Genomic DNA, 20773 nt, shown 5'->3' on the forward strand with positions numbered 1-20773 from the left:
GAATCCTTTACGGACCTGCCAAAGCTGCCAATGCTGGTGGTGTAGCTGTATCTGCTCTGGAAATGAGCCAAAACAGCCTTCGCCTCTCATGGACTCGTGAAGAAGTTGACGGCCGTCTCAAGGACATCATGACCAACATCTTCAACACAGCTAAGACTACCGCTGAAACTTACGGACTTGGCAAAGACTACCTGGCTGGTGCTAACATTGCTGCCTTCGAAAACGTAGCCAACGCTATGATTGCCCAAGGTATTGTTTAACTAGTCGATACATCCTATCGGAGGACAAATCATGAACTTACGGCCAATGGAAGTGAGAGACAATCCAGCTGTAGCGCAGCTCATTCGAGCCAGCCTAGAAGAATTCGGGCTTGACAAACCAGGAACTGTCTACTTTGATTCTCATCTAGATCATTTGGCCGACTATTATCAACATCAAGAGAGGGCAGCTTACTTTGTTCTGGAAGATGAAGGTCATCTCGTTGGCTGTGGCGGCTTTGCACCTGTTTCTGATAAGATTGCTGAATTACAAAAACTATATGTCACTAAAAACAGTCGTGGCAAAGGTTATTCCAGCCGGTTGATAAAGCGGATATTCCAGGAAGCCCGCCTAGCAGGTTATGAACAACTTTATCTAGAAACCTCTACTGAACTGGCTACGGCCGTGGCCATCTATCAGCACTATGGTTTTACATCACTGCAACAACCACTTTCTAACGCTGCTGGCCACCCGGCTATGAATATCTGGATGATAAAATCCCTCTTACCAGATGAATAGATGCCAGTATACTCTGCCCGTCTCAAGGACATCATGACCAACATCTTCAACACAGCTAAAACTACCGCTGAAACTTACGGACTTAGCAAAGACTATCTGGCTGGTGCTAATATCGCTGCCTTCGAAAACGTAGCCAAGGCTATGATTGCCCAAGGTATTGTCTAAGAACTATCAAACTAGAATAAATCCGACTGCTTGTAAAAGCAGCCGGATTTTTATATATCTAATTTTTCAAAAAACTTGCCTGATGACTGCTTTTCTTTTAGCTTCTCCAGCAGCTCATTCTCCAGAAAAAGACTTAGTTCGTCAAAATCTTGGCAAACCTTAAAAACAGTCTCTCTGTCAAACTGACCATAAGCTAGTTCATAATAATCCTTCTTATGATGCCAGTTCTGGTCATAGTTGACATCTGTTCGTTGATAGTAAACAATGTTTTGCTTCGGTGTCAGGTAAAGCTTCTGTGTTAGAATGCTTTTCTGATCTTTGGACAGCTTGCTACGATTGAAAATCTTGACACCTTGAAAAATCTTGCGCTCATGGATACCTTGATTTGTAACTTTCAATTCGACTCTTTTATAGTGCATATAGTCACCTCCAGAAATTACCTACATTATATCAGGTTCAGGCAGATTTTCAAGCAAAAGTGTCATTGCCAAAAGTCTTTCGTCGCCTCTAAAATCTCTTCTGTCGATGTTACTGTCGCTTCAATAACGCTCTTGCCAGTCTTTTTCAGATAGGCTTGTATCAAATGATAGCCATAAGCATAGCCCGCAGCATAAGGCATACCGACTGGTATTTGACCTTGAATCTCGGCGATTTCATCACCGTAGAGATAAGGAGCTATTTCCGCCATCCCAGTTAGCTGAAGCTGACTTGAGATGATGGGCTTAATCTCCTCTAATTGCTCTGAACTGGTTGAAGTTACCCAAGGTCCAATGAGCTCTTTACCATAGAGCTCGGCAGCAAAAGACTCTGCCAATCCTTCACTAACTACCCAGTCTGCTAATGTCGTCTGCTGATTCCATTTGATAAATTGGAAGCGGACATTGTGATTGCACTCGTGGGCTAATGCCGCCTGCACACGTGGCAAAGTATAGTCATTTGGTAGTAGACTAAGCATGAGGTAGCCTGGAATTCCTCCATCTCCGCTGTAACCCTTATTGAGCAGTAGCATGGTTTTTTCAGGATTTCCCAATAATATAGTAAAATGGTAATCCTCAACCTCTAAATCATAGCCAGCCTGTTCAAAAAGACCAATACTCCTTTTGATGGTATCCTGGCAGTCTTGCCAGAGTTGATCAGAGCTCAGAGAGTCGATAGCTGGTCTATCCTTTTCTGACAGAGTTCCGGGCAACTGATTCATAAAGCCAAGTAGAAATAGAGCATCAAATCCTCCAGGATACTTCGCTTTTAAAGGAATGTGCTGAGTTTGGTATTTAGGAGCAAATGGAGCGAGTATTTTCGCTCGAAAACAGCCCTCCCTTTTATCAAATGGAAGTTCAAGCAACTCCTGATAAACTTTATCAGAGCGAATAATATTAATTTGCATGGTAATCTCCTTTTCTAATTTTCACCAGTATACACCCTCCCCTAAGGTCATAGTCAAGAAAAAGATTTGAAACTTTTGTCCCAAATCCTCTTTCATCTATAACATTTGCTGCCTCCACTTTCAAATCTGGGTGCGGAAAGTAGCAAAGGTATTAGAGTAATAGGATAATTTTCCCTACTGCTCCTTCTTTTTCTCTTGCTTTGGCTTGCTTTTCTCCTTTTGCCACTTAGCATTATCGTAGGTCACGGTATAGGCATCCTCATCACCGCCTTCCCCGTCAAATACCAAGTCAAAGCGGATAGACTTGTCTGGCGCCAGATTGGTGCCGATTTGTGTATTGTCAAAGGTTGAGCCGTCCAAAATATAGACATTCTCCTTCTTGTCATAAAGTCCAAAGTCATAAGGACTGACCAGAATGGGCTTTTTAGAAGTGTTTTCAACCGTGATAGTCGCAACGACAGCTACTCCTGTTGACTCATCGCTCATGACTCTCTTGTTGTCTTCCACTGCTGAATGAACTGTCACCTTGAGTCCGCTGGAAAATTCAACTGTTTTCTCAAAAGCATGGCTGGAATAGGTCTCTAAAGGCGAGTTATGGTAGCCTGTGAGAGACTTGAGATGGTCATTTTCCTCCATAAGACCAATCGTGGTGATGACGAGGAGAATGCTGAGCAAGGCCAGAAGAAAGATGATAATACCAGACACCAGAGCTGCCCAAAAGAGCCCCTGCTTGTGGAGAGGACGTTTTAAACGGTAAACAAGATTGTCCTCACTGACAATCTCCTGCTGAATTCGCTGATTCATATGGACCTTTCTAATCAATAATTACTTGCCTTTTGAAAGAGGTCCAAGCGTCGGAAGCTCAATCCCCTCTCGCAAAAGCGCCTCATGGTAAAGACGGTAGAAGATATGGTAAATAGAAATCTGCATACCTCCCTGCACTATCATGCTGATACGGAAGTTGAACTGGCCATTTGAAGCCATCTGCGGTCCCAAGACATCCGGTTCCTTGAGAATCTCTGGATGTTCTGGCACTGCTTCTTCATTGACCTTGGAAATGATGCGGTAAATCTCGTCCAAATCCGTCTGGGCATAAATAGGAATGTCAATCAAGACCCGCATATCTCCTCGAGACAGATTGCTGACAACCATGATATTGCGGTTGGGCACAAAATGAAGCGTTCCGTCCGCGTCCCGTACCTGCGTCGTCCGAATCCCGACACTGATTACTGTTCCAGCAATGTTGATAGGACCGTTAGTTAGACGAACATTATCACCGACATCTAACTGTCGCTCGAGAAGGATAAAGAAGCCATTGACCAGATCCGACAGGAAGCCCTGGGCTCCCATCCCGATGGCCACCCCGGCAATTCCGGCACCAGCTAAAAGGCTGGAAACCGGCAGTCCCAAGATAGATAAAACCCAGTAAATCAAGAGAAAATACAAGACATAATTAAGCAGATTCTCAATCAGACGGGTAATGGTTTTTTGTCTGGCTACATCCTGCTTGGATAGCTTGAGAGAGGGGGCAATGATCTTGGTCACTGACAAATGCAGGATTTTCTTAACGATGTAAAATAAGATAAAAAGCAGAAGTAAAGAAACCAGCTTGGAAAAGAGGTCATCTGCAATCTTGGTCCAGTCAAACTGCTGGATATAGCGGGAAAAGACATTTCCGGTCTTAGACATAGGCTACCTCCAAAAAGATTACTACCATTATACCACAAAGACCAATCTGCGCGGACATAGAATGGTTAGTCCGACCTAGCATTGCTTTCACCCCCTTTCTATCGTATAATAAAATAAGTATCTAAGACAAGAAAGGAACTTACATGCTCCATCGCTTCATCGCCATTTGGAATAAAACCAATCTAATCAAGCGGATTTCCATCGGTATTGGCATTGGTGTCCTGCTGGCTATCATCTTCCCCCAAGCACAAGCCATCGGACTTCTGGGCCAAATCTTCGTTGGCGGCCTCAAGGCCATCGCTCCGCTCCTAGTCTTCGCTCTGGTGGCAAACGCCCTGTCCCAGCAGCAAAAAGGACAAAAGAGCAATATGAAAAAGTCATCTTGCTCTATCTTCTGGGAACCTTTGCGGCTGCCCTGGTCGCAGTCCTAGTCAACTCCTTCTTTCCAATTAGCATAGAGTTGGCATCGTCCTCCCAAAAGGTTTCTCCGCCAGATGGAATCGGACAAGTTCTCAGCAATCTTCTGCTTCAGCTGGTGGACAATCCCGTCAACGCCCTCATCACCGCTAACTACATTGGTATCCTGTCCTGGGCTGTCATCTTTGGAATTGTCATGCGGGAAGCCAGCCACCACAGCAAGGAACTGTTGCAGACCTTGGCAGATATCACTTCTAAGATTGTCGAGTGGATTATCAATCTAGCCCCTCTTGGTATTCTAGGATTGGTCTACACGACCATTTCCGGCAAAGGCTTCCAGGCTCTACAAAGCTATGGCATTTTGCTGCTGGCCTTGATAGCCAGCATGCTGATTGTCGTTCTGATTATCAATCCTTTGATTACCTTTATCATGCTGCGGAAAAATCCCTATCCCTTGGTCTGGCGCTGTTTGCGAGTCAGTGGTGTGACTGCCTTTTTCACGCGCAGCTCAGAAGCTAACATCCCTGTCAATATGAAGCTTTGTCGGGATCTGGGACTCAATCCAGAAACCTTCTCAGTTTCTATCCCTCTGGGAGCCACTATCAACATGGCAGGGGCTGCTATTACTATCAATACCCTGACCTTGGCTGCTGTCAACACGCTAGGTATCAGGGTTGACTTTGGCACGGCTCTAGTTCTCAGTATTGTAGCGGCATTTTCTGCCTGCGGGGCTTCCGGCGTAGCTGGCGGTTCTCTTCTGCTCATTCCAGTCGCCTGCAGCCTCTTTGGAATTTCCAATGATTTGGCCATGCAGGTAGTCAGCGTCGGTTTCGTTATTGGTGTCATTCAGGACTCCTGCGAGACAGCCCTCAACTCTTCTACTGACGTTCTCTTTACAGCTGTGGCCGAGATGAGCAGCTGGTCAAAAGAAAAACGTTATTAATTTCAACATAAAACCTCTAGACTTCCATCATTACAGAAAACTAGAGGCTTTTTTATGTGTGAAAATTAATTCTTTCGATGCTTGTCAAAGTATTTCTTTGTTTCTCCGATGACAATAGGAGAAAGTGCTAGAAGAGCGATTAAGTTTGGCAAGGCCATGAGGGCATTGACAATATCTGCAATAATCCAGACTGCCTCTAGACCCACAAAGCCACCGAGAACAATCATAAGAACAAAGAGCAGGCGATAAACGCGGATATAGCGCACCCCAAAGAGAAATTCAAAACAGCGCTCACCATAGTAGTTCCAGCCCAAGATAGTCGTAAAGGCAAAGAGAACCAGAAAGACTGAAAGCAGAACCGGACCAAAATTAGCAAAAACACTCGCAAAGGCTGCCTGAGTCAGGGACACACCATTGAGATTGCCATCCCAGACTCCTGTGATTAAAATCGTCAAGCCTGTCAGGCTACAGATAATCAGGGTGTCGATGAAGGTTCCGGTCATGGAAATCAAGCCCTGTTCTACTGGTTCCTTGGTCCGAGCTGCCGCCGCTGCAATGGGTGCTGAACCCAAACCAGATTCATTGGAGAAAACTCCACGCGCGACCCCGTTTTGAATTGCCATCTGGATGGTCGCACCGGCAAAGCCACCAACAGCAGCTGTCTGGCTAAAGGCTGAGCTAAAGACCAGCTGGAGAGTGGGCAGCAGACGATCTAGATTGACCGCTAAGACAGTTACAGTCCCCAAGATATAAATAGCTGCCATAAAGGGCACAACCTTGGTCGATACTCGAGCAATAGACTGGATGCCGCTGAAAATAACCAGAGCCACCAAAATAGCCAAGATAGAAGCTGTCACAGCTGGAGGCAGCTGAATAGTATTCTGCATGGCCTCTGTGATGGAATTGACCTGCGTAAAGGTCCCAATCCCCAAAAGAGCCACCAAGATACCAGCTAGGGCAAAAAAGATGGCCAGCGGGCGCCACTTCTCGCCCATCCCTAGTAAGATATAGTGCATAGGACCGCCTGCCATGGCTCCATGAGCATCCTTGCGGCGGTACTTGATAGCCAAGAGACCTTCGGCATACTTGGTTGCCATTCCAAAGAAAGCAGCTACCCACATCCAGAAGAGAGCACCCGGTCCACCGGTTTTAATGGCCGTTGCCACTCCGATGATATTTCCCGTTCCCACCGTCGCGGCTAGAGCAGTACAGAGAGCTGCAAAGCTAGAGACATCGCCCTGATGCTCCTCGTCTGATACAAAGATTAGCCGAAAGGCACGCGGAAGTCGAAAAATCTGCAGCAAGCCCAGACGCAGACTGAGATAGATACCGGTACCAACCAGCAAAATGAGCAGGGGTGGACCCCAAACCAAAGAATCCAGACGATTCAATATTTCCAACATGATATAAGCTCCTTTTCACACCGAGAAAAAGAAAGAGCACATGAAAAACATGTACTCTGGATGTGCTGGAGTAGGGAAATCCCTGCCTCTTCGCTCTGTCCTTTTACCTGAGAGTTTGAGCGGTTCTAAACCGCCTTGCCCCTTCGGTGCCATTCATGGTCTCTCCAGAGTTCCGTCCATTTCACAGTCAGAGGTGCCTGCCTCTTTCTGAAAAACTTCGTTCGGTGTTGATTATTAATTTTCTATTATTCTAAAAAAACATTCGCCTTTTGTCAATATTTTATGAAATTTTTTGAGCATGTAAACGTTTTTCGATACAAAAAAGAAGCCCTCAGGCTTCTTGCTTAGCTTAATTCCGCGATAATAGCCTTGAGCTGGTCTTTAGTGTGAACGCCTGCGACTTGCTTAACGACTTGACCGTCTTTCTTGAACAGAAGAGTCGGAATGGACATAATGCCAAATTCACGGGCCGTATTTGGATTTTCATCCACATCCATTTTAAGGATTTTCAATTCATCCTCATGAACTTCCCCTGCCAACTGCTCCAAGATAGGCGCCTGCATAAGGCATGGACCGCACCAAGTTGCCCAAAAGTCAATCAGAACCAATCCATCTTTTGTTTCTTCTGCGAATGTTGCATCTGTAACTGCTGCTACCATAAATCTTCTCCTTTTATTGCTTACTTTTGATAACATTTTACACCAAAAACATCAGAAAGAAAAATATTTGCTACGGGTAGGGCCTTAGTCACTCAGTGAGAAATGGTTGGTCATGAGATTGCTGGCATCCAAAAGAACTTTCTCCAAGAGCTGGTCTGTCGCTTCTTGCACCTTATCGCTCATGGCTTGATTTTCAACTTCAAAGTCCACAGCCTCGCCCTTGGCCAGAGCTCGGTCTACCCGACCAATCATTTCGTGACCCCAAGCCATAGTCTTTTCCTGATATTCATCCAAGTCTCCGACATGACTGCTAAAATGAGCGTCAGCTAGCCCAGCAATCAGGCGATTGGCCCAGTAGAAAGAATCCGTCGAAACCTTGTCCGTTGTGTTGGCAAAGTAGTCTGGCGTTGTTGAGACTTGAGTAAAGAAAGGAACTGCTGTATTGTAAGGCATGGAGCCGTAGGATAGCCACTGGATACCCGTCGTTGCCTGCGGTTGGTTAGGGCGCAGCTGCAAGATGGCTGTCTGACTGGTTCGATTGATGCCAATAGTCCGGAAGGCCCGTCTGCTATAGTGATCGCCCTCTACTCCGTAAGGATTATAAGGCGAATCCTGATAGTGACTGCTCAGGACATACTTGACATCCTCGATAGTAATCTTGCGGTATGGCTTGCGGCACCAAGGAATGAAGAAACTCCTTGGATCTTGCTCCACTTCTGGATTGAGAAAACGCTGGATATCCCAAGCTCGCGGTGTATTGTAATGGCGGTCCTTATCCTTCTGGCTGCCAAAAGCATAGCGTGGATTGAAGCCCTCATCTGAGTAATTCAGATTGAGATGGTTTTCCTTGATAAAATTTTTGAGATTTGGATGACAGAGGAAGTGCTCTGGATTGTCAAATTCAAAATAATCGCTGCCCAGCTGATTTGGATTGGTCACATAGGCATCATCTGGCACGCGCCGCGCCATCCAATGGTGGCCGCCAATGGTTTCCAACCACCAGATTTCATTAATATCTGAAATAGCAATCCCATTGGACTCATAAGTGCCGTACTCCTCTAGGATTTTCCCTAAGCGTAGAACCCCCTCACGAGCCGTCTTGATGTAGGGAAGAACCAGAGTAAGGATATCTTCCTCGCTGATACCCGACTCTACCAGAGGATCAGCTCCCAGCACGCGGCTATTGGTCGTAATCGTTTCCGTTGCGCTGACAGCAACATTGTAGCTATTAATCCCAGCTGCTCCCCAAATACCATCTTTGGGAACTGCATCTGGCACTGCCGTATAGCGGACTGGATTGTCCGGCAAATCCATCTCAAAAGACGTTAAAACTGATTGATAATGGCGGGGCTGATCTTGTGGCTCCACTACGACAAATTTCTTGGGTGTAAAGACCCCATTTTGTGAATCCTCTGTACGAGCGACAATGGTTGAACCGTCGTAACTGGCCTTCTTGCCCACCAAAATAGTCGTGCAGGAATCTGATGCATGCTTTATTCTCATTATTTTCCCTCCGAAACACTTTATGCTGCTTCCATTATAGCAAAAAGCAGGACCTCATAAAAGGACCTGCTGCTATCTCTTCACTGAAACTTCCAATGCCCTATTCGATTTTTAAAACATAGGTATGTTCTTTGTAAAGTTCATCAATGTCAAAATTCTCTAAATCTTCTTTCCTTGAGACAATATAATGCCCTTCTCTTTGATAATAGCCTAAGGAATTTCCCGACTTATCTGTCAGACAGATTGTCTGCTGTTTCCTATCAACACTGAAAGAAAACGCTATTTGGTCTTTGGGGCGCCCGACAACCAAGTAGTCTTGACAAATCAGCTTGCCGCCCCACTTCTGATAGAGGTGATTTGCCTGCTTCCCGTCTCTGGTAAAGATGATCAAGGCCTCAACTTTCTTTTCTTGCAGCTTCTCCCAAGCAGTTTGAAAGAGTTGGCCGGCTATCCCTTGATTCTGAAAATCAGGATGGACAGCCAGATTAGCGAAGTAAGCTATCTTTTCTCCCGGATAATATGGATAAGCATGACTTGCTTCTTCGGTGTAAATCCCAATATCTAGAAGCCCTACAACCTGATCATCTTCCACTGCTATGAGCTCAATAGAATCTTGGTAAGGCTCTTCAGTAAAAGCATCCTTGCTGCGGCTCATATCATCAAAGAAAGGCGAAAAGAGATAACTCAAAGCCTTTGTATAAACCCAACTTTTCTCATAAGTTGAGTCATAGGTTTGTATTTTCATTTCTGGCCTCTTACTTAAAGATCACAATCGTCGCACCGCTCCCGCCGGCATTTTGCGGAGCATAGCCAAAGGACTTGACATGCTTGTTGCGGCGGAGATATTTGGTCACCCCTTCACGTATGACGCCGGTCCCGATACCGTGGATAATATCCACCTGAGCCATGTTATTGAGGAGGGCCTGATCGATAAAGGCATCAAGCTCTTCCATAGCCTCTTCATAGCGTTTGCCACGCAGATCCAGTCTGGCTTTCGGTCCAGCAGTATTGGCCCGCTTGACCACATTGACCTGCTTGCGCTTAGGTTGCTGCTCCTTTTCAGCCTTGAGTAAGTTAAACTCCTGCTCTTCTAGAGTCATCTTGATAAGACCGACCTGAGCTTCCCAACGGCCGTCCTTGAGTTGCTTGACCAAGGTTCCCCTCTGACCATAGCTGGTGACTAGGATATCATCTCCCACCTTGGGCGCCCGATTTTTCTTGGCCTGCTTGAGCACCTTATTCTTTGATAAATCAACTGTTTCTGGTGCCAACTTTTTAAGCTGAGCCTTGGCTTCAATAATCTCATGTGGTTTGAGACTGGACTTATCATGGAGATTTTTGAGAATGCTCTCACTCTCTGACAAAGCCAAATCAACGATTTCCTGGGCTTCCAAGCGCGCCTTATTGAGTTCGGTCTCTTTCTCTCGATTGAGCTCATTATAAAGTTTTTTAAGTGCTCGGTTAAATTTAAGGTTTTCCTGCTCGACTTCGCGAATATTGTCCAAGCGCTTGCGGCTTTCCAGCGTCTGCTTCTCTAGGCGCTCAATGATCCGATTGACATCACTATCTGTGTTGGTCTGCTCTTGGGCATGGCCAACGATAACTTCTGCCAAGCCCAAACGCCGAGCGATTTCAAAGGCATTGGAGCGGCCAGGCACTCCCTGCATAAAGCGATAGGTCGGCCTTAAACTATCTGTATCAAATTCCATGCTGGCATTTTCCACCCAGTCCGTCTCAATCCCATAGGCTTTGAGCTCAGGATAGTGGGTCGTCGCCATGGTTTTAATCTGTCTTAGCCGCAAATCTTCCAAGATGGCAATAGCTAGTGCTGCCCCCTCCTGCGGATCAGTCCCAGCTCCCAGCTCATCCAGCAGAACCAAACTCTCGCTATCAACCTGCTCTAAAATAGAGACGATATTGGTCATGTGACTAGAGAAAGTTGACAGGCTCTGCTCAATGGACTGCTCATCACCAATGTCTGCAAAAATCTGACTGAAAATCCCGACGCGACTACCCTTGTCCGCCAGAATCGGCAGGCCTGACTGGGCCATGATCTGAGCCAAACCCAAGGTCTTCAGCATGATAGTCTTACCACCCGTATTAGGCCCGGTAATGACAATCTCTGTCAAGTCTGGCCCGAAATGCAAGTCATTAGCCACTGCATTTTCAATCAGTGGATGACGGACACTGAGCAGTTGGATATCCTGCTCTTCCGACAGGTCTGGCACCACCGCTCCCGTCTCTTGCATGAAGCGGACCTTGGCACGCACCAGGTCCAGATGTCCGATAATCCAAGCGTTATTGGCAATTTCAGCTGCATGGGGACGGAAGAGGTCCGATAATTCCTGCAAAATCCGCTGAATTTCATAACGCTCGTCAGCCCGACTGCTCGCAATTTCTTCGTTGAGATTGACAACTGCTCTAGGCTCGATATAGACGGTATTGCCGCTGGCAGAAATATCGTGAACCACACCTGAAATGCGGTTGCGGTAGGTATTTTTCACGGGCAGCACATTGCGGCCATTCCGGCTAGCCACTACCTGATCCGCCAGCATCTCTCCCTTGTTTTTGAGAATCTCCTGCAGAATTTCCCGCACCTGGTTTTCATTTTCTTGAATTTTTCGGCGGATGCGGCTCAAACTTTCGCTAGCAAAGCTTTCAATAAATCCGCCATCATTCACAGCCTGCAGACTTCCTTGCAGCTTAGGGAACACAGCTAGATTCTCAAACAGACGGTCCAGCTTTTCCAAGTGCATATTTTCCAAGTCCTCATAAAAGGACTTGAGTTCCTGAGTCACAGCCAAGACGCGCTTGAGAGCCAAAAACTCCTCAATATTCAAGTCGCTTTCCAGCTCCAAGCGCTTGGTCAAGGCAGTAATATCCTGAGTCGCAGCCAGACTAAAGTACGGATGCTGCACAAAAATCTGCTGCATATCTGTCATTTCCAGAAAAGCCGAGGCCACCGTCTCCTTCTTGCTGGTCGGCAAAAGCAGGCCTAGCTCCAGCTGCCCCTGCTCGGTTAAAAGATAGGGAGCAAAAAGTTCTTTAATCTTCTTAAATTCTAAGGTTTCTAAAATTTTTGTATTCATAATTTTCTTTTCTAGTAAAAAAGAACCCAGCTAGCAGGCCAACTGAGTCGTCTTTTATCCGATAACTTGATTCACCCAGAGATCTTTGAGGATATTGGATGTGATAGGGGTATACTTGACAATAAAGCGAATCATGAAGCTGCTATTGAGCCGCTCCTGAACCATCTCCATCGGCACCGTCGCTAAAATAGTCAGGCACATTCCCAAAACAAAAATAGAGATGCAGACAGCGATGGCTCCGCTGGTCACATTGTACCATTTGGTATCCAGCTTATTGGGATAGGGAATCAGATTGGCAAAAATCCCGAAAAAGCGCCCAAGGATATAGACAGCCGTAAAGATAATGAGATAGGCCAAACCAGCATAAAAAACCTGATCCAACTGAAAAAGCTGGGAGCTAGGGAAAAAGTAGGTCGAAGAGCCCTGAGTTGCGCTGGCATAAGGCACCCAAAGACTGATAAACTTGGCCAAACTCTTATAAAAAGCTCCAGCCACCAGCATAGAAACCATGGTTGCAGCAGCATAATAGCCCTGCAGAACAATGCCACGCGAGTAGCCAATATAAAAGCTCCAGGCCAATATTAGTAAAATAATAATAGAAAACATTATTGCTCCTCTATTTACCCGATTTTTCTCTCAAATCACTGAGCATTTTGTGACGAAAATCTTCCAGTTCTTTTTCCTTGTCGTCAAACTCAATCTCGCGGCTGAGCTGAGTGGATAGGCTATTGACAGCCAGCAAAATCGCCAGGACTTCATCATCTGCCGCAGGCATCTGCTCTTTGATAGCCTTGTATTTTTCCTTTGCTACCCGTTCTACTTCTTCCATAAAGAGATTATCGTGTTCTGTTGTTAGAGTTAAGGTCTTGTTTCCAAATGTAAATTTATATCGATTCAAATTTGCCATAAAATCACCTCATTGTATTATATCAAAAAAGAAGCCCTTTGTCAGTTATAAAAACACTTAGGACTAAACAGGGACTTTCTTTTTCACCTTTTTTGACATTACAAACAGCGGTGCTTTCCTACAAAATTTTTGTAGAATTTTCAATCTTATGGCTTTCGACTTTTCCTTTTTATGGTACAATAGGGGGTATGGAAAGTATCACCCTCAGTCCCAAACAGCAAGAAATTCAGGCTTTTGTTAAGAAATATCAGGACCATCTGGTTCCTAGCAAGAACCCGCATATTCAATATTTCTTCCGGCTGGATCAGGCGACGGTCAGTGTCTTTAGCTCTGGCAAAGTTCTCTTTCAAGGGGCAAAAGCTGCTCACTACGCTGGCTTTTTTGGCCATCAACCAGAAAAATCCAGTTCTAATCCTGCTTCTCAGAATTTTGCCCTCATTGGGACAGATGAGGTCGGCAACGGCTCCTACTTTGGAGGTCTAGCCGTCGTAGCTTCTTTTGTCACTCCAAACCAGCACGACTTTCTGAGAAAACTGGGCGTTGGTGATTCTAAAACCTTGAACGATAGCAAGATTCGCCAACTGGCACCTGTCTTGAAAGAAAAGATTGCCCACCAAGCTCTGCTCATATCGCCAGAGAAGTACAATGAAGTCATCGCTTCTGGCTACAATGCCGTCTCTGTCAAGGTAGCCTTACACAATCAAGCTATCTACCTACTGCTGCAGAAAGGCATCAATCCCGAAAAAATCGTCATCGATGCCTTTACCAGCCAACAAAACTACAATAAATACCTAAAGCAGGAAAAAAATCATTTTCCAAATCCGGTAAGTCTGATTGAAAAGGCTGAAGGAAAGTTCCTAGCTGTTGCTGTCAGCTCTATTATCGCTCGTGACCTCTTTCTTGAAAATCTAGAAAATCTCAGTCAAGAGCTGGGCTATACCCTGCCTAGCGGAGCCGGAAGCAAGAGCGACCAAGTTGCCAGCCAGATTCTTCAAGCCTATGGAATGGCCGGTCTGCAGCATTCTGCTAAACTCCACTTTAAAAATACTGAAAAAGCACAAAAACTTCTAGAAAGGTAACCTATGAAAAAATCAAATACTGCCGTTGTCATTCTCAAAGAATGGGGGCTCTTTATCATCTTTATCTCTATCATTATCCTATCACGGCTCTATCTCTGGTCCCCTGTAAAGGTAGATGGCCACTCTATGGACCCTACGCTGGCCAATGGGGAATATCTACTTGTGCTTAAATATCAGTCTATTGACCGATTTGATATCGTTGTCGCCACTGAGACAGATAATGACGGAACGACCAAGGAGATTGTCAAGCGGGTTATCGGTATGCCGGGTGATACTATTCAGTATGAAAATGATACTCTTTACATCAACGGCAAAAAAACAGACGAGCCTTACCTGACGGACTACATCAAGAAATTTAAAGAAGACAAGCTCCAATCCACTTACACTGGGGATGATTATGATGACAATGGTGTGTTTTTCAGAAAACTCGCTGCTCAGGCTCAAGCCTTCACTGTTGATAGTGAAGGCAGCTCTGTCTTCACCATCAAGCTTCTGGATGATGAATATTTGCTTCTAGGTGACGATCGGATTGTTTCCAAGGATAGTCGCCAAGTCGGTACCTTCCAAAAAGAACAAATCCAGGGCGAAGCCAAGTTCCGCTTCTGGCCACTGCTGCCTTTTAAGACCTATTAAGCATACCGAACTCAGTTGAACGTCAGCTGGGTTCGTTTTAAAAGAAGAACCTATAAACTATGGAATTTTACTTTTCAGGAACCATTGAACGGATTATTTTTGAAAATCCCAGCAACTTTTTCCGCATCCTGCTCTTAGATATTGAGGATACAGATGCCGAGGATTTTGAAGATTTTGAAATCATTGTCACCGGCTCTATGGCAGATGTTATGGAAGGCGAAGATTACACCTTCTGGGGTAGTCTCGTCCAGCACCCCAAATATGGCCAGCAGCTGAAAATTTCCCGCTATGAGCGAGCAAAACCCAGCAGCAAAGGCCTAGTAAAATACTTCTCTAGTGACCATTTCAAGGGCATCGGGGTCAAGACTGCTCAAAAAATCGTGCAACTCTACGGAGAAGATACCGAAGACACCATTGACAAGATTTTAGCAGAGCCGGAAAAGCTGACTCAGATAAACGGCTTAGCAGCTAAGAACCGCGAGGCCTTTGTCGCCAAGCTCAGTCTCAACTACGGAACTGAGATGGTACTAGCCAAGCTGGCAGCCTACGGCATTCCCAATAAGCTTGCTTTTCAAATCCAGGATACCTACAAGGAAGAAACGCTGGATATTGTCGAAAAATATCCCTATCAGCTGGTAGAGGATATTCAGGGGATCGGATTTAAAATCGCTGACCATCTGGCAGAAGAGCTGGGGATCCAAAGTGATGCCCCTGAGCGTTTTCGGGCTGGTCTTGTCCACACCTTGCTGACCCAGTCTATGGAGCGGGGAGATACCTATGTCGAAGCTCGTGATTTACTAGAACATACCATCGAGCTCTTAGAAAGCTCACGCCAAGTGGAGCTGGACCCTAGTCTAGTCGCTGATGAGCTGGCTCATCTAATTGAGGAAGATAAGGTCCAGAATGTAGAGACCAAGATCTTTGAAAACAGCCTATTTTTTGCTGAAGAAGGAATAAGGAGTAATCTAGTCCGACTGCTGGAAAAAGGAGAGCAAGACTACTTTGACACAGATAACATTACTGCGGCTATCCAGCAAGTGGAGGAGAACTCCGGCATCTCCTATGACAGTATCCAAAAAGAAGCCATCCGTCAGGCTATCAATCAAAAGGTCTTTATCTTAACTGGCGGACCAGGCACGGGAAAAACCACTGTTATCAACTGTATCATCGCAGTCTATGCTCAACTTCGTGGTTTGGACCTGCGGAAAGCCAATGATTTACCCATTCTGTTAGCAGCTCCGACTGGGCGCGCCGCTCGTCGCATGAACGAATTGACTGGTCTTCCTAGCGCCACTATCCACCGCCATTTGGGAATGACTGGCGATGATGATACCAGTCATTTAGATGATTATCTGGATGCTGATTTTATCATTGTGGATGAATTTTCCATGGTGGATACTTGGCTGGCTAATCAGCTCCTCAGCAATATCTCCTCTCAAACCAAGCTCTTGATTGTCGGAGATGCGGATCAACTTCCGTCTGTCAGTCCAGGTCAGGTTCTGGCAGACTTGCTGCAGATACCGACTATCCCACAGACCAAGCTGGAAACCATCTATCGGCAGAGCGAAGAGTCTACAATCGTCACACTGGCCAGCCAGATTCAGAAAGGCATTTTACCAGCAGACTTTACAGAGAAAAAAGCGGATCGCTCATATTTTGAAGCTAAAAATGAGCATATCCCGCCTATGATTGAGAAAATCGCTAGCGCTGCCATTCGCAGCGGTATCCCTGCTCAAGATGTTCAGGTATTGGCACCTATGTATCGGGGGCCAGCCGGCATTGACCAGATTAACAATCTTATGCAAAATCTCATCAATCCTGTCGAGAAAGAGGAACTGACCTTTGAAGCTCCCGACTGTCAGTATCGCCAAGGAGATAGGGTTATCCACTTGGTCAATGATGCCGAAAGCAATGTCTTCAACGGTGACTTAGGCTATATCAGCGATCTGCTGCCTGCTAAGTACACCGACTCCAAGCAGGACGAGCTGACCATTGACTTTGATGGCAATGAACTTGTTTATCAGCGTAGCGAGTGGTATAAGATTCGCCTGGCCTACGCCATGAGCATCCACAAGTCTCAGGGCAGTGAATTTCCCGTGGTTATCTTGCCCATCACCAAGAGCAGTCACCGAATGCTGCAGCGCAACCTCATCTACACCGCTATCACCCGTGCCAAGAGCAAGTTGATCTTACTTGGGGAAAAAGCAGCCTTTGACTATGCTGCAAAAAATACTGGAACCGCCCGTAAAACCTATCTCATCGAGCGCTTTGGAGACCTACCGCAAGCCGAAAGCAATATCCACAATCCTGTGGATAAAATGAAAACACCTGTGGAAAACTATGTCCTGACTGAGGAAAACTTCCAGAAAATTGACCCTATGATTGGAATAAGAGAAGAAGATATAAAGGGAATTTTTAAGTAATCCTTGACTCCCTTCTTTGCTCTGTGTATAATGCTAAAATGTGGCTATACGACCAGACAAAACAACAATTAACTTTCTTCAAAGGAGATATTAATGAAATACAATAAATATGCCTCTCTAATAAAATGGGTGCTTGTAGGATGCTGTCTCATTTTATTTGGTACCCGTTCATCAACAAGAATTAAGGATATCAGTGTGGAAACCTTGCGAAAAGAAGGAAAAATTCTTTCTGCAAAAATCTCTGACACCTCCTACAGCCAAGCAATACAAATTACTCATATTGATGGACCGGTTGCAGAGTTAAAAGAAGATCATGACTCAACCTATTTCTACAGAGTAACTTATATAGATAAAAATGGTAGGGAAGCCGATGTTGGCCTGCGCAATGATTCTTCAACTAGCCGCTTCGTAGATGAACTAGAAAAAGCGGATAATTTAGGAGGAGAGCCAAAATGGTTGATTGCCTCAGTAGAATCTGCTTCAGATATTCCCGATTACGCTAAAATCATGAACTCGTATCTATTTAATCATGGAAATAACCAACAATTGAAATACTACATCACTCTCTCTGATGACAAAGAATTCCAAAAAGGTGGAACAACTTCCTTCACTTTCTTCACCTATATTGCTATATTCTGCATTTTGATCGGGTTCATCCGTTATTACTTAAACCATAAAAGATTGAATGATTTTTACAGACTCTATCCCGAGTTGAATGAAACGCTGGATCAGATTGAAAACAATGGTGGCTATGTTGACCCAGATATCCGTGTCTTCTTTTACAAGAATCATCTGGTCAGTTACAAATCTAGCTTTAAAACATGTGACATACATGACGCGCTAACAATTTATCATCATAGCAATTCATTCATGATTTCTATCTTTCCAATCATCAGAAAAAATGAGATTCGGGTTGTCCTTTCTGATGGCAACGAAGAGAAACTGCCTCTAAGACATCAAAACGTTTCTAAAACAGATCTTGCTTTAACTCGTTTAAAAAATCAAATCCATGACAAATTTCCAAATATTGAATTATAAAGAGGACAGTTTGCTGTCCTCTTTATATTAACTCTACAATTGTATTTGGAAAATTCGGTGTACCAATCATCGCTTAGCTTCGTTTTAAGTATGTCAGAGTCTGTTCCATCAGATCGTCACTAAGAATATCAATGCCAATAGATTCCAGCATAAAGCGGAGACGCTCAGCCTGCTTTTCAAAACTTTTCTCTGAAAATCGACCCCCTAATCGGCCTGACCGAGGAAGATATCCACAGTATATTCAGCACATAAATAAAAAGGCTGGGACAGAATTAAATTTTTTAGTTCTGTCCTATCGCCTTTTTTATGCTTTATTTTTCTGGCTAAAGAGCTGCATGAGCTCATCATTAAAGATATCCATGCCGACCGAGGTCATCATAAACTGCAGAAAATGGAAGCGTTCTGGCAGTTTTTCAGGATCGCTTTCAAAAACGGTCTCATTCATCCAGAAGTTCACCAGCAGCAGAAAGACTTCCGCAGTCTGGTCCGGATACTGAGTCTGGATCGACCCATCTGCCATGCCTTTTTTGATAATATCGCTGACCAGAGGGGCGCCTATCCGCAGATTGTCCCGCATCATGGTCAAAATAAAACCTGCATCCTGCTCGTACTCATCCACAATGCCGTCTATGGCCCGGGCTGTCTGACTTTCCAGATTGGACTTGAGGATGGCTTGCAGCTGCTCCCTGCCGGTCAGATTTTCCGTAGCCTTGAACCACTGCTTCATCTCTTCTTCCATCAGCTCCTGCCGGCTCCTAATCACCGCAAGGACAATCTCATCTTTTGACTTGAAATGATGGTAGATAGCCCCCTTGGAGATGCCCGCCGTCTGGGCGATGTCCTGCATACTGGTCTTTTCGGACCCCTTTTGGATAAAGAGCTGGGTTGCTGTATTTAAAATTTTTTCTCTCATGGCCTGGGATTTGTCTTTTCGCTGCGCCATTCTGTTCCCCTTTGTTTCTAATATAGCTTTATTCTACCAAAAAAGCCGGAGAAATACAAAATCATAAAAATATCTTTAAGCCTTGTCTTGCTGATCCCTTTGATACCAAAGATAGATACTGTAAGCCGCCATCAAGATATAGCCTAGGAAAAAGAGGGGATTTTCCGTTCCCTTGCCTACAAAGATGGCTTCGCCAATAGTATTAATGAGCCCATGAAAGAGGACACAATAGAGGACAGACTGACTGACCTTGTAAAGAGCTGCCAGCCAGAAACGGCTGAGCAGGCAAGCGGCTGTAAAGACCAGAAAGGAGGTCCCCGCCTGACTGCTGCCGGGCATAAAGAAGAGGGGCAGATGCCAGACAGCCCAGATTAACCCAGTTGCTACAGTTGCCAAAGGGAAGGGCAGGATCTTCTCCATACTTGGCTGCAGGAAGCCCTGCCAGCCAATCTCTTCATTGCCGCCTGTCAGAAGAGTCGTTACCAGAGCCAGAACCAAGACATTCAAAAGATTCAAACCTGGCAGCGGCCTGGTCACAAAGGCAATGGAAATCGTGTATAGCCCCACAAAAATCAATAGATAAGGCCAGCTTCTTTTCCTAGTAAACTTGATAAAAGCCAGCATTTCTTTCAAAGACTTACCTAAGACAAGCTTGGCACTTATAGCAGGACCAAATGTTCCCACTATCATGAGAAGCGGATAAAGCAGCGGCACTCGTTCTTTCAGCACATCTGAGAGAATCCACGCAGACCAGCTGATGCCAAAAGTCCAGAGCAGAAAAATTAGAATTTGCTTGACAGATGAGGAATCTTTATAGTTTCTAGCTTGCATCTTTCTCAGCCCCTTTCCGGTTGCCCTTCCAATACCACCAGCCGACCAGCAGAGCGGTCATGACCAGATTAGCAGCCTGGAAGCTGAGATACCTTCCGCCATTTGTAGCACTGCCGACAATCGTCGCCTGAGCAAAGTTAATGCAGCCGTGAAAGACCATGCAGGCAAAGACAGAGGCCGTCTGCTTGTAGAGAACCGCCATACAGAAACAGAGCAAGATACCAAAGGAGAGATAGAAGAGCAAAGAAATCTGACTTTGACTCGTTCCCGGAATCAGCCAGAGGGGCAGATGCCAGGCCACCCAGACCAGAGCCGTGATGACAGTTGCCAGAGGGAAGGAGAATTTTTTCTCCAGAGCCGGCTGCAGCACTCCCCGCCAGCCCAGCTCTTCGTTCCCGCCTCCAACAAAGGTGACAAAGGTCCAGCCCAGAGGAAACATCAGAATGGCATTCAGGGGCGGCAAGGCTGGATTAGCGATAAAAAGGGTCAAAACCCGAACCAGACAGAAGACCAGCATATAAATCCACCAGCCTTTGGCATGGGAGAAGATAAAGTCCAGCATCTTCTTAGGATGAGAAATTTTGAGGCTGAGAAAAGTTCCCAAGGCCGGTCCGAAGCCACCGATGATAATGAGAGCATAGCCCAAAGGCTCAGCCCCGCTGGTCAGCTTCAGGGCGGCTAAAATATACAGAATCAGCCAGGCAGACCAGCTAATACCAAAGGTCCAGGCCAGAAAGGGCAGGATATGCCTTGTCTCTGGCTCTACATGTGTTTGTGTGTTCATATGATTACTCCTTTTTCTTTGGCAGAAGAGCGATTGCCAAGATTTTTAGCCTGCATCTTTCTCAGCCCCTTTCCGGTTGCCCTTCCAATACCACCAGCCGACCAGC

At 45.5% G+C, this 20773-nt stretch carries 19 protein-coding genes, 3 pseudogenes and 1 riboswitch; of the genes and pseudogenes, 8 read left to right on the forward strand and 14 right to left on the reverse strand.

Annotated features, from left to right (window positions below; genetic code table 11):
• The 3 genes and pseudogenes from RWS24_RS09275 to RWS24_RS09285 form a co-directional block, all read left to right on the forward strand.
• Window positions 1–260, forward strand: a pseudogene (locus RWS24_RS09275) (NADP-specific glutamate dehydrogenase); the annotation flags it as partial.
• A 31-nt stretch (window positions 261–291) separates the two neighbouring features.
• Window positions 292–777: a GNAT family N-acetyltransferase gene (locus RWS24_RS09280; protein WP_314366881.1), complete on the forward strand. Its 486-nt coding sequence runs from the start codon at window positions 292–294 to the stop codon at window positions 775–777.
• An 18-nt stretch (window positions 778–795) separates the two neighbouring features.
• Window positions 796–942 (forward strand): annotated as a pseudogene (locus tag RWS24_RS09285) (NADP-specific glutamate dehydrogenase); the annotation flags it as partial.
• Window positions 943–992: 50 nt separating this feature from the next.
• Here the strand turns inward: RWS24_RS09285 and RWS24_RS09290 are convergent.
• From RWS24_RS09290 to RWS24_RS09305, 4 genes are all read right to left on the reverse strand, one after another.
• Window positions 993–1361, reverse strand: coding sequence for an EXLDI protein (locus RWS24_RS09290; RefSeq protein WP_314366883.1), 369 nt, complete (start codon window positions 1359–1361; stop codon window positions 993–995).
• Between the two features lie 62 nt (window positions 1362–1423).
• Window positions 1424–2326: a DUF2268 domain-containing protein gene (locus RWS24_RS09295; protein WP_314366884.1), complete on the reverse strand. Its 903-nt coding sequence runs from the start codon at window positions 2324–2326 to the stop codon at window positions 1424–1426.
• Between the two features lie 174 nt (window positions 2327–2500).
• The gene (locus tag RWS24_RS09300) at window positions 2501–3130 is read right to left on the reverse strand and encodes a DUF4352 domain-containing protein (protein ID WP_314366885.1); all 630 of its coding nucleotides are present in this window, start codon (window positions 3128–3130) and stop codon (window positions 2501–2503) included.
• A 21-nt stretch (window positions 3131–3151) separates the two neighbouring features.
• Window positions 3152–4015, reverse strand: a complete 864-nt coding sequence (locus RWS24_RS09305; protein WP_314366886.1) for a mechanosensitive ion channel family protein — start codon at window positions 4013–4015, stop codon at window positions 3152–3154.
• Window positions 4016–4158: 143 nt separating this feature from the next.
• Here RWS24_RS09305 and sstT point away from each other — a divergent pair.
• Window positions 4159–5375: pseudogene (gene sstT, locus RWS24_RS09310) on the forward strand (serine/threonine transporter SstT).
• A gap of 65 nt (window positions 5376–5440) precedes the next feature.
• Here sstT and RWS24_RS09315 read toward each other — a convergent pair.
• The 7 genes from RWS24_RS09315 to RWS24_RS09345 all read right to left on the reverse strand — a co-directional run bounded on the left by RWS24_RS09315 (window position 5441) and on the right by RWS24_RS09345 (window position 12936).
• Window positions 5441–6778 (reverse strand): sodium:alanine symporter family protein, encoded by a 1338-nt coding sequence (locus RWS24_RS09315; RefSeq protein WP_314366888.1) that lies wholly within the window; start codon window positions 6776–6778, stop codon window positions 5441–5443.
• Window positions 6779–6863: 85 nt separating this feature from the next.
• Window positions 6864–6956: riboswitch (glycine riboswitch) on the reverse strand.
• Window positions 6957–7122: 166 nt separating this feature from the next.
• Window positions 7123–7437 carry a thioredoxin gene (gene trxA, locus RWS24_RS09320; RefSeq protein ID WP_314366890.1) on the reverse strand — a complete coding sequence of 105 codons (315 nt, stop codon included), beginning with the start codon at window positions 7435–7437 and terminating at the stop codon, window positions 7123–7125.
• An 84-nt stretch (window positions 7438–7521) separates the two neighbouring features.
• A complete protein-coding gene (locus RWS24_RS09325) occupies window positions 7522–8940 on the reverse strand; it encodes a C69 family dipeptidase (protein WP_314366892.1) in 1419 nt (472 codons plus the stop codon).
• Between the two features lie 100 nt (window positions 8941–9040).
• Entirely contained in the window at window positions 9041–9685 is a 645-nt protein-coding gene (locus tag RWS24_RS09330) for a GNAT family N-acetyltransferase (RefSeq protein WP_314366894.1), read from the reverse strand.
• A 10-nt stretch (window positions 9686–9695) separates the two neighbouring features.
• Entirely contained in the window at window positions 9696–12029 is a 2334-nt protein-coding gene (locus tag RWS24_RS09335; protein WP_314366896.1) for an endonuclease MutS2, read from the reverse strand.
• Between the two features lie 54 nt (window positions 12030–12083).
• Window positions 12084–12635, reverse strand: coding sequence for a CvpA family protein (locus RWS24_RS09340; protein WP_002903748.1), 552 nt, complete (start codon window positions 12633–12635; stop codon window positions 12084–12086).
• Between the two features lie 10 nt (window positions 12636–12645).
• Entirely contained in the window at window positions 12646–12936 is a 291-nt protein-coding gene (locus RWS24_RS09345; protein ID WP_002896593.1) for a hypothetical protein, read from the reverse strand.
• Between the two features lie 188 nt (window positions 12937–13124).
• Here RWS24_RS09345 and rnhC point away from each other — a divergent pair, with 188 nt between their 5' ends.
• From rnhC to RWS24_RS09365, 4 genes are all read left to right on the forward strand, one after another.
• Window positions 13125–14015, forward strand: coding sequence for a ribonuclease HIII (gene rnhC / locus RWS24_RS09350; RefSeq protein ID WP_314366899.1), 891 nt, complete (start codon window positions 13125–13127; stop codon window positions 14013–14015).
• Between the two features lie 3 nt (window positions 14016–14018).
• Window positions 14019–14648 (forward strand): signal peptidase I, encoded by a 630-nt coding sequence (gene lepB / locus RWS24_RS09355; protein WP_314366901.1) that lies wholly within the window; start codon window positions 14019–14021, stop codon window positions 14646–14648.
• A gap of 59 nt (window positions 14649–14707) precedes the next feature.
• Window positions 14708–17071, forward strand: coding sequence for an ATP-dependent RecD-like DNA helicase (locus RWS24_RS09360; RefSeq protein WP_314366903.1), 2364 nt, complete (start codon window positions 14708–14710; stop codon window positions 17069–17071).
• Between the two features lie 93 nt (window positions 17072–17164).
• On the forward strand, window positions 17165–18109 hold the full coding sequence (locus RWS24_RS09365; protein WP_314366905.1) for a hypothetical protein: 945 nt from the start codon (window positions 17165–17167) through the stop codon (window positions 18107–18109).
• Window positions 18110–18413: 304 nt separating this feature from the next.
• On the opposite strand, the gene RWS24_RS09370 is transcribed toward RWS24_RS09365, so the two are convergent.
• From RWS24_RS09370 to RWS24_RS09380, 3 genes are all read right to left on the reverse strand, one after another.
• The gene (locus tag RWS24_RS09370) at window positions 18414–19052 is read right to left on the reverse strand and encodes a TetR/AcrR family transcriptional regulator (protein ID WP_314366907.1); all 639 of its coding nucleotides are present in this window, start codon (window positions 19050–19052) and stop codon (window positions 18414–18416) included.
• Between the two features lie 75 nt (window positions 19053–19127).
• Window positions 19128–19883, reverse strand: a complete 756-nt coding sequence (locus RWS24_RS09375) for a CPBP family intramembrane glutamic endopeptidase (protein ID WP_314366908.1) — start codon at window positions 19881–19883, stop codon at window positions 19128–19130.
• Window positions 19873–20667 carry a CPBP family intramembrane glutamic endopeptidase gene (locus RWS24_RS09380; protein WP_314366909.1) on the reverse strand — a complete coding sequence of 265 codons (795 nt, stop codon included), beginning with the start codon at window positions 20665–20667 and terminating at the stop codon, window positions 19873–19875. Before RWS24_RS09380 ends, RWS24_RS09375 begins: the two co-directional genes overlap by 11 nt.
• Window positions 20668–20773: the final 106 nt, after the last annotated feature.

Origin of the sequence: uncultured Streptococcus sp., assembly GCF_963528215.1 — a bacterium.
GTDB lineage: Bacteria > Bacillota > Bacilli > Lactobacillales > Streptococcaceae > Streptococcus.

Bases quoted from the DNA above. Each gene is read 5' to 3' on its own strand.
- RWS24_RS09330 (WP_314366894.1), bottom strand. From the start codon at position 9,685: ATGAAAATACAAACCTATGACTCAACTTATGAGAAAAGTTGGGTTTAT.
- RWS24_RS09280 (WP_314366881.1), top strand. From the start codon at position 292: ATGAACTTACGGCCAATGGAAGTGAGAGACAATCCAGCTGTAGCGCAG.
- RWS24_RS09360 (WP_314366903.1), top strand. From the start codon at position 14,708: ATGGAATTTTACTTTTCAGGAACCATTGAACGGATTATTTTTGAAAAT.
- trxA (WP_314366890.1), bottom strand. From the start codon at position 7,437: ATGGTAGCAGCAGTTACAGATGCAACATTCGCAGAAGAAACAAAAGAT.
- rnhC (WP_314366899.1), top strand. From the start codon at position 13,125: ATGGAAAGTATCACCCTCAGTCCCAAACAGCAAGAAATTCAGGCTTTT.
- RWS24_RS09370 (WP_314366907.1), bottom strand. From the start codon at position 19,052: ATGGCGCAGCGAAAAGACAAATCCCAGGCCATGAGAGAAAAAATTTTA.
- RWS24_RS09335 (WP_314366896.1), bottom strand. From the start codon at position 12,029: ATGAATACAAAAATTTTAGAAACCTTAGAATTTAAGAAGATTAAAGAA.
- RWS24_RS09300 (WP_314366885.1), bottom strand. From the start codon at position 3,130: ATGAATCAGCGAATTCAGCAGGAGATTGTCAGTGAGGACAATCTTGTT.
- RWS24_RS09340 (WP_002903748.1), bottom strand. From the start codon at position 12,635: ATGTTTTCTATTATTATTTTACTAATATTGGCCTGGAGCTTTTATATT.
- RWS24_RS09305 (WP_314366886.1), bottom strand. From the start codon at position 4,015: ATGTCTAAGACCGGAAATGTCTTTTCCCGCTATATCCAGCAGTTTGAC.
- RWS24_RS09375 (WP_314366908.1), bottom strand. From the start codon at position 19,883: ATGCAAGCTAGAAACTATAAAGATTCCTCATCTGTCAAGCAAATTCTA.
- RWS24_RS09365 (WP_314366905.1), top strand. From the start codon at position 17,165: ATGAAATACAATAAATATGCCTCTCTAATAAAATGGGTGCTTGTAGGA.
- RWS24_RS09290 (WP_314366883.1), bottom strand. From the start codon at position 1,361: ATGCACTATAAAAGAGTCGAATTGAAAGTTACAAATCAAGGTATCCAT.
- RWS24_RS09315 (WP_314366888.1), bottom strand. From the start codon at position 6,778: ATGTTGGAAATATTGAATCGTCTGGATTCTTTGGTTTGGGGTCCACCC.
- RWS24_RS09295 (WP_314366884.1), bottom strand. From the start codon at position 2,326: ATGCAAATTAATATTATTCGCTCTGATAAAGTTTATCAGGAGTTGCTT.
- lepB (WP_314366901.1), top strand. From the start codon at position 14,019: ATGAAAAAATCAAATACTGCCGTTGTCATTCTCAAAGAATGGGGGCTC.
- RWS24_RS09380 (WP_314366909.1), bottom strand. From the start codon at position 20,667: ATGAACACACAAACACATGTAGAGCCAGAGACAAGGCATATCCTGCCC.
- RWS24_RS09325 (WP_314366892.1), bottom strand. From the start codon at position 8,940: ATGAGAATAAAGCATGCATCAGATTCCTGCACGACTATTTTGGTGGGC.
- RWS24_RS09345 (WP_002896593.1), bottom strand. From the start codon at position 12,936: ATGGCAAATTTGAATCGATATAAATTTACATTTGGAAACAAGACCTTA.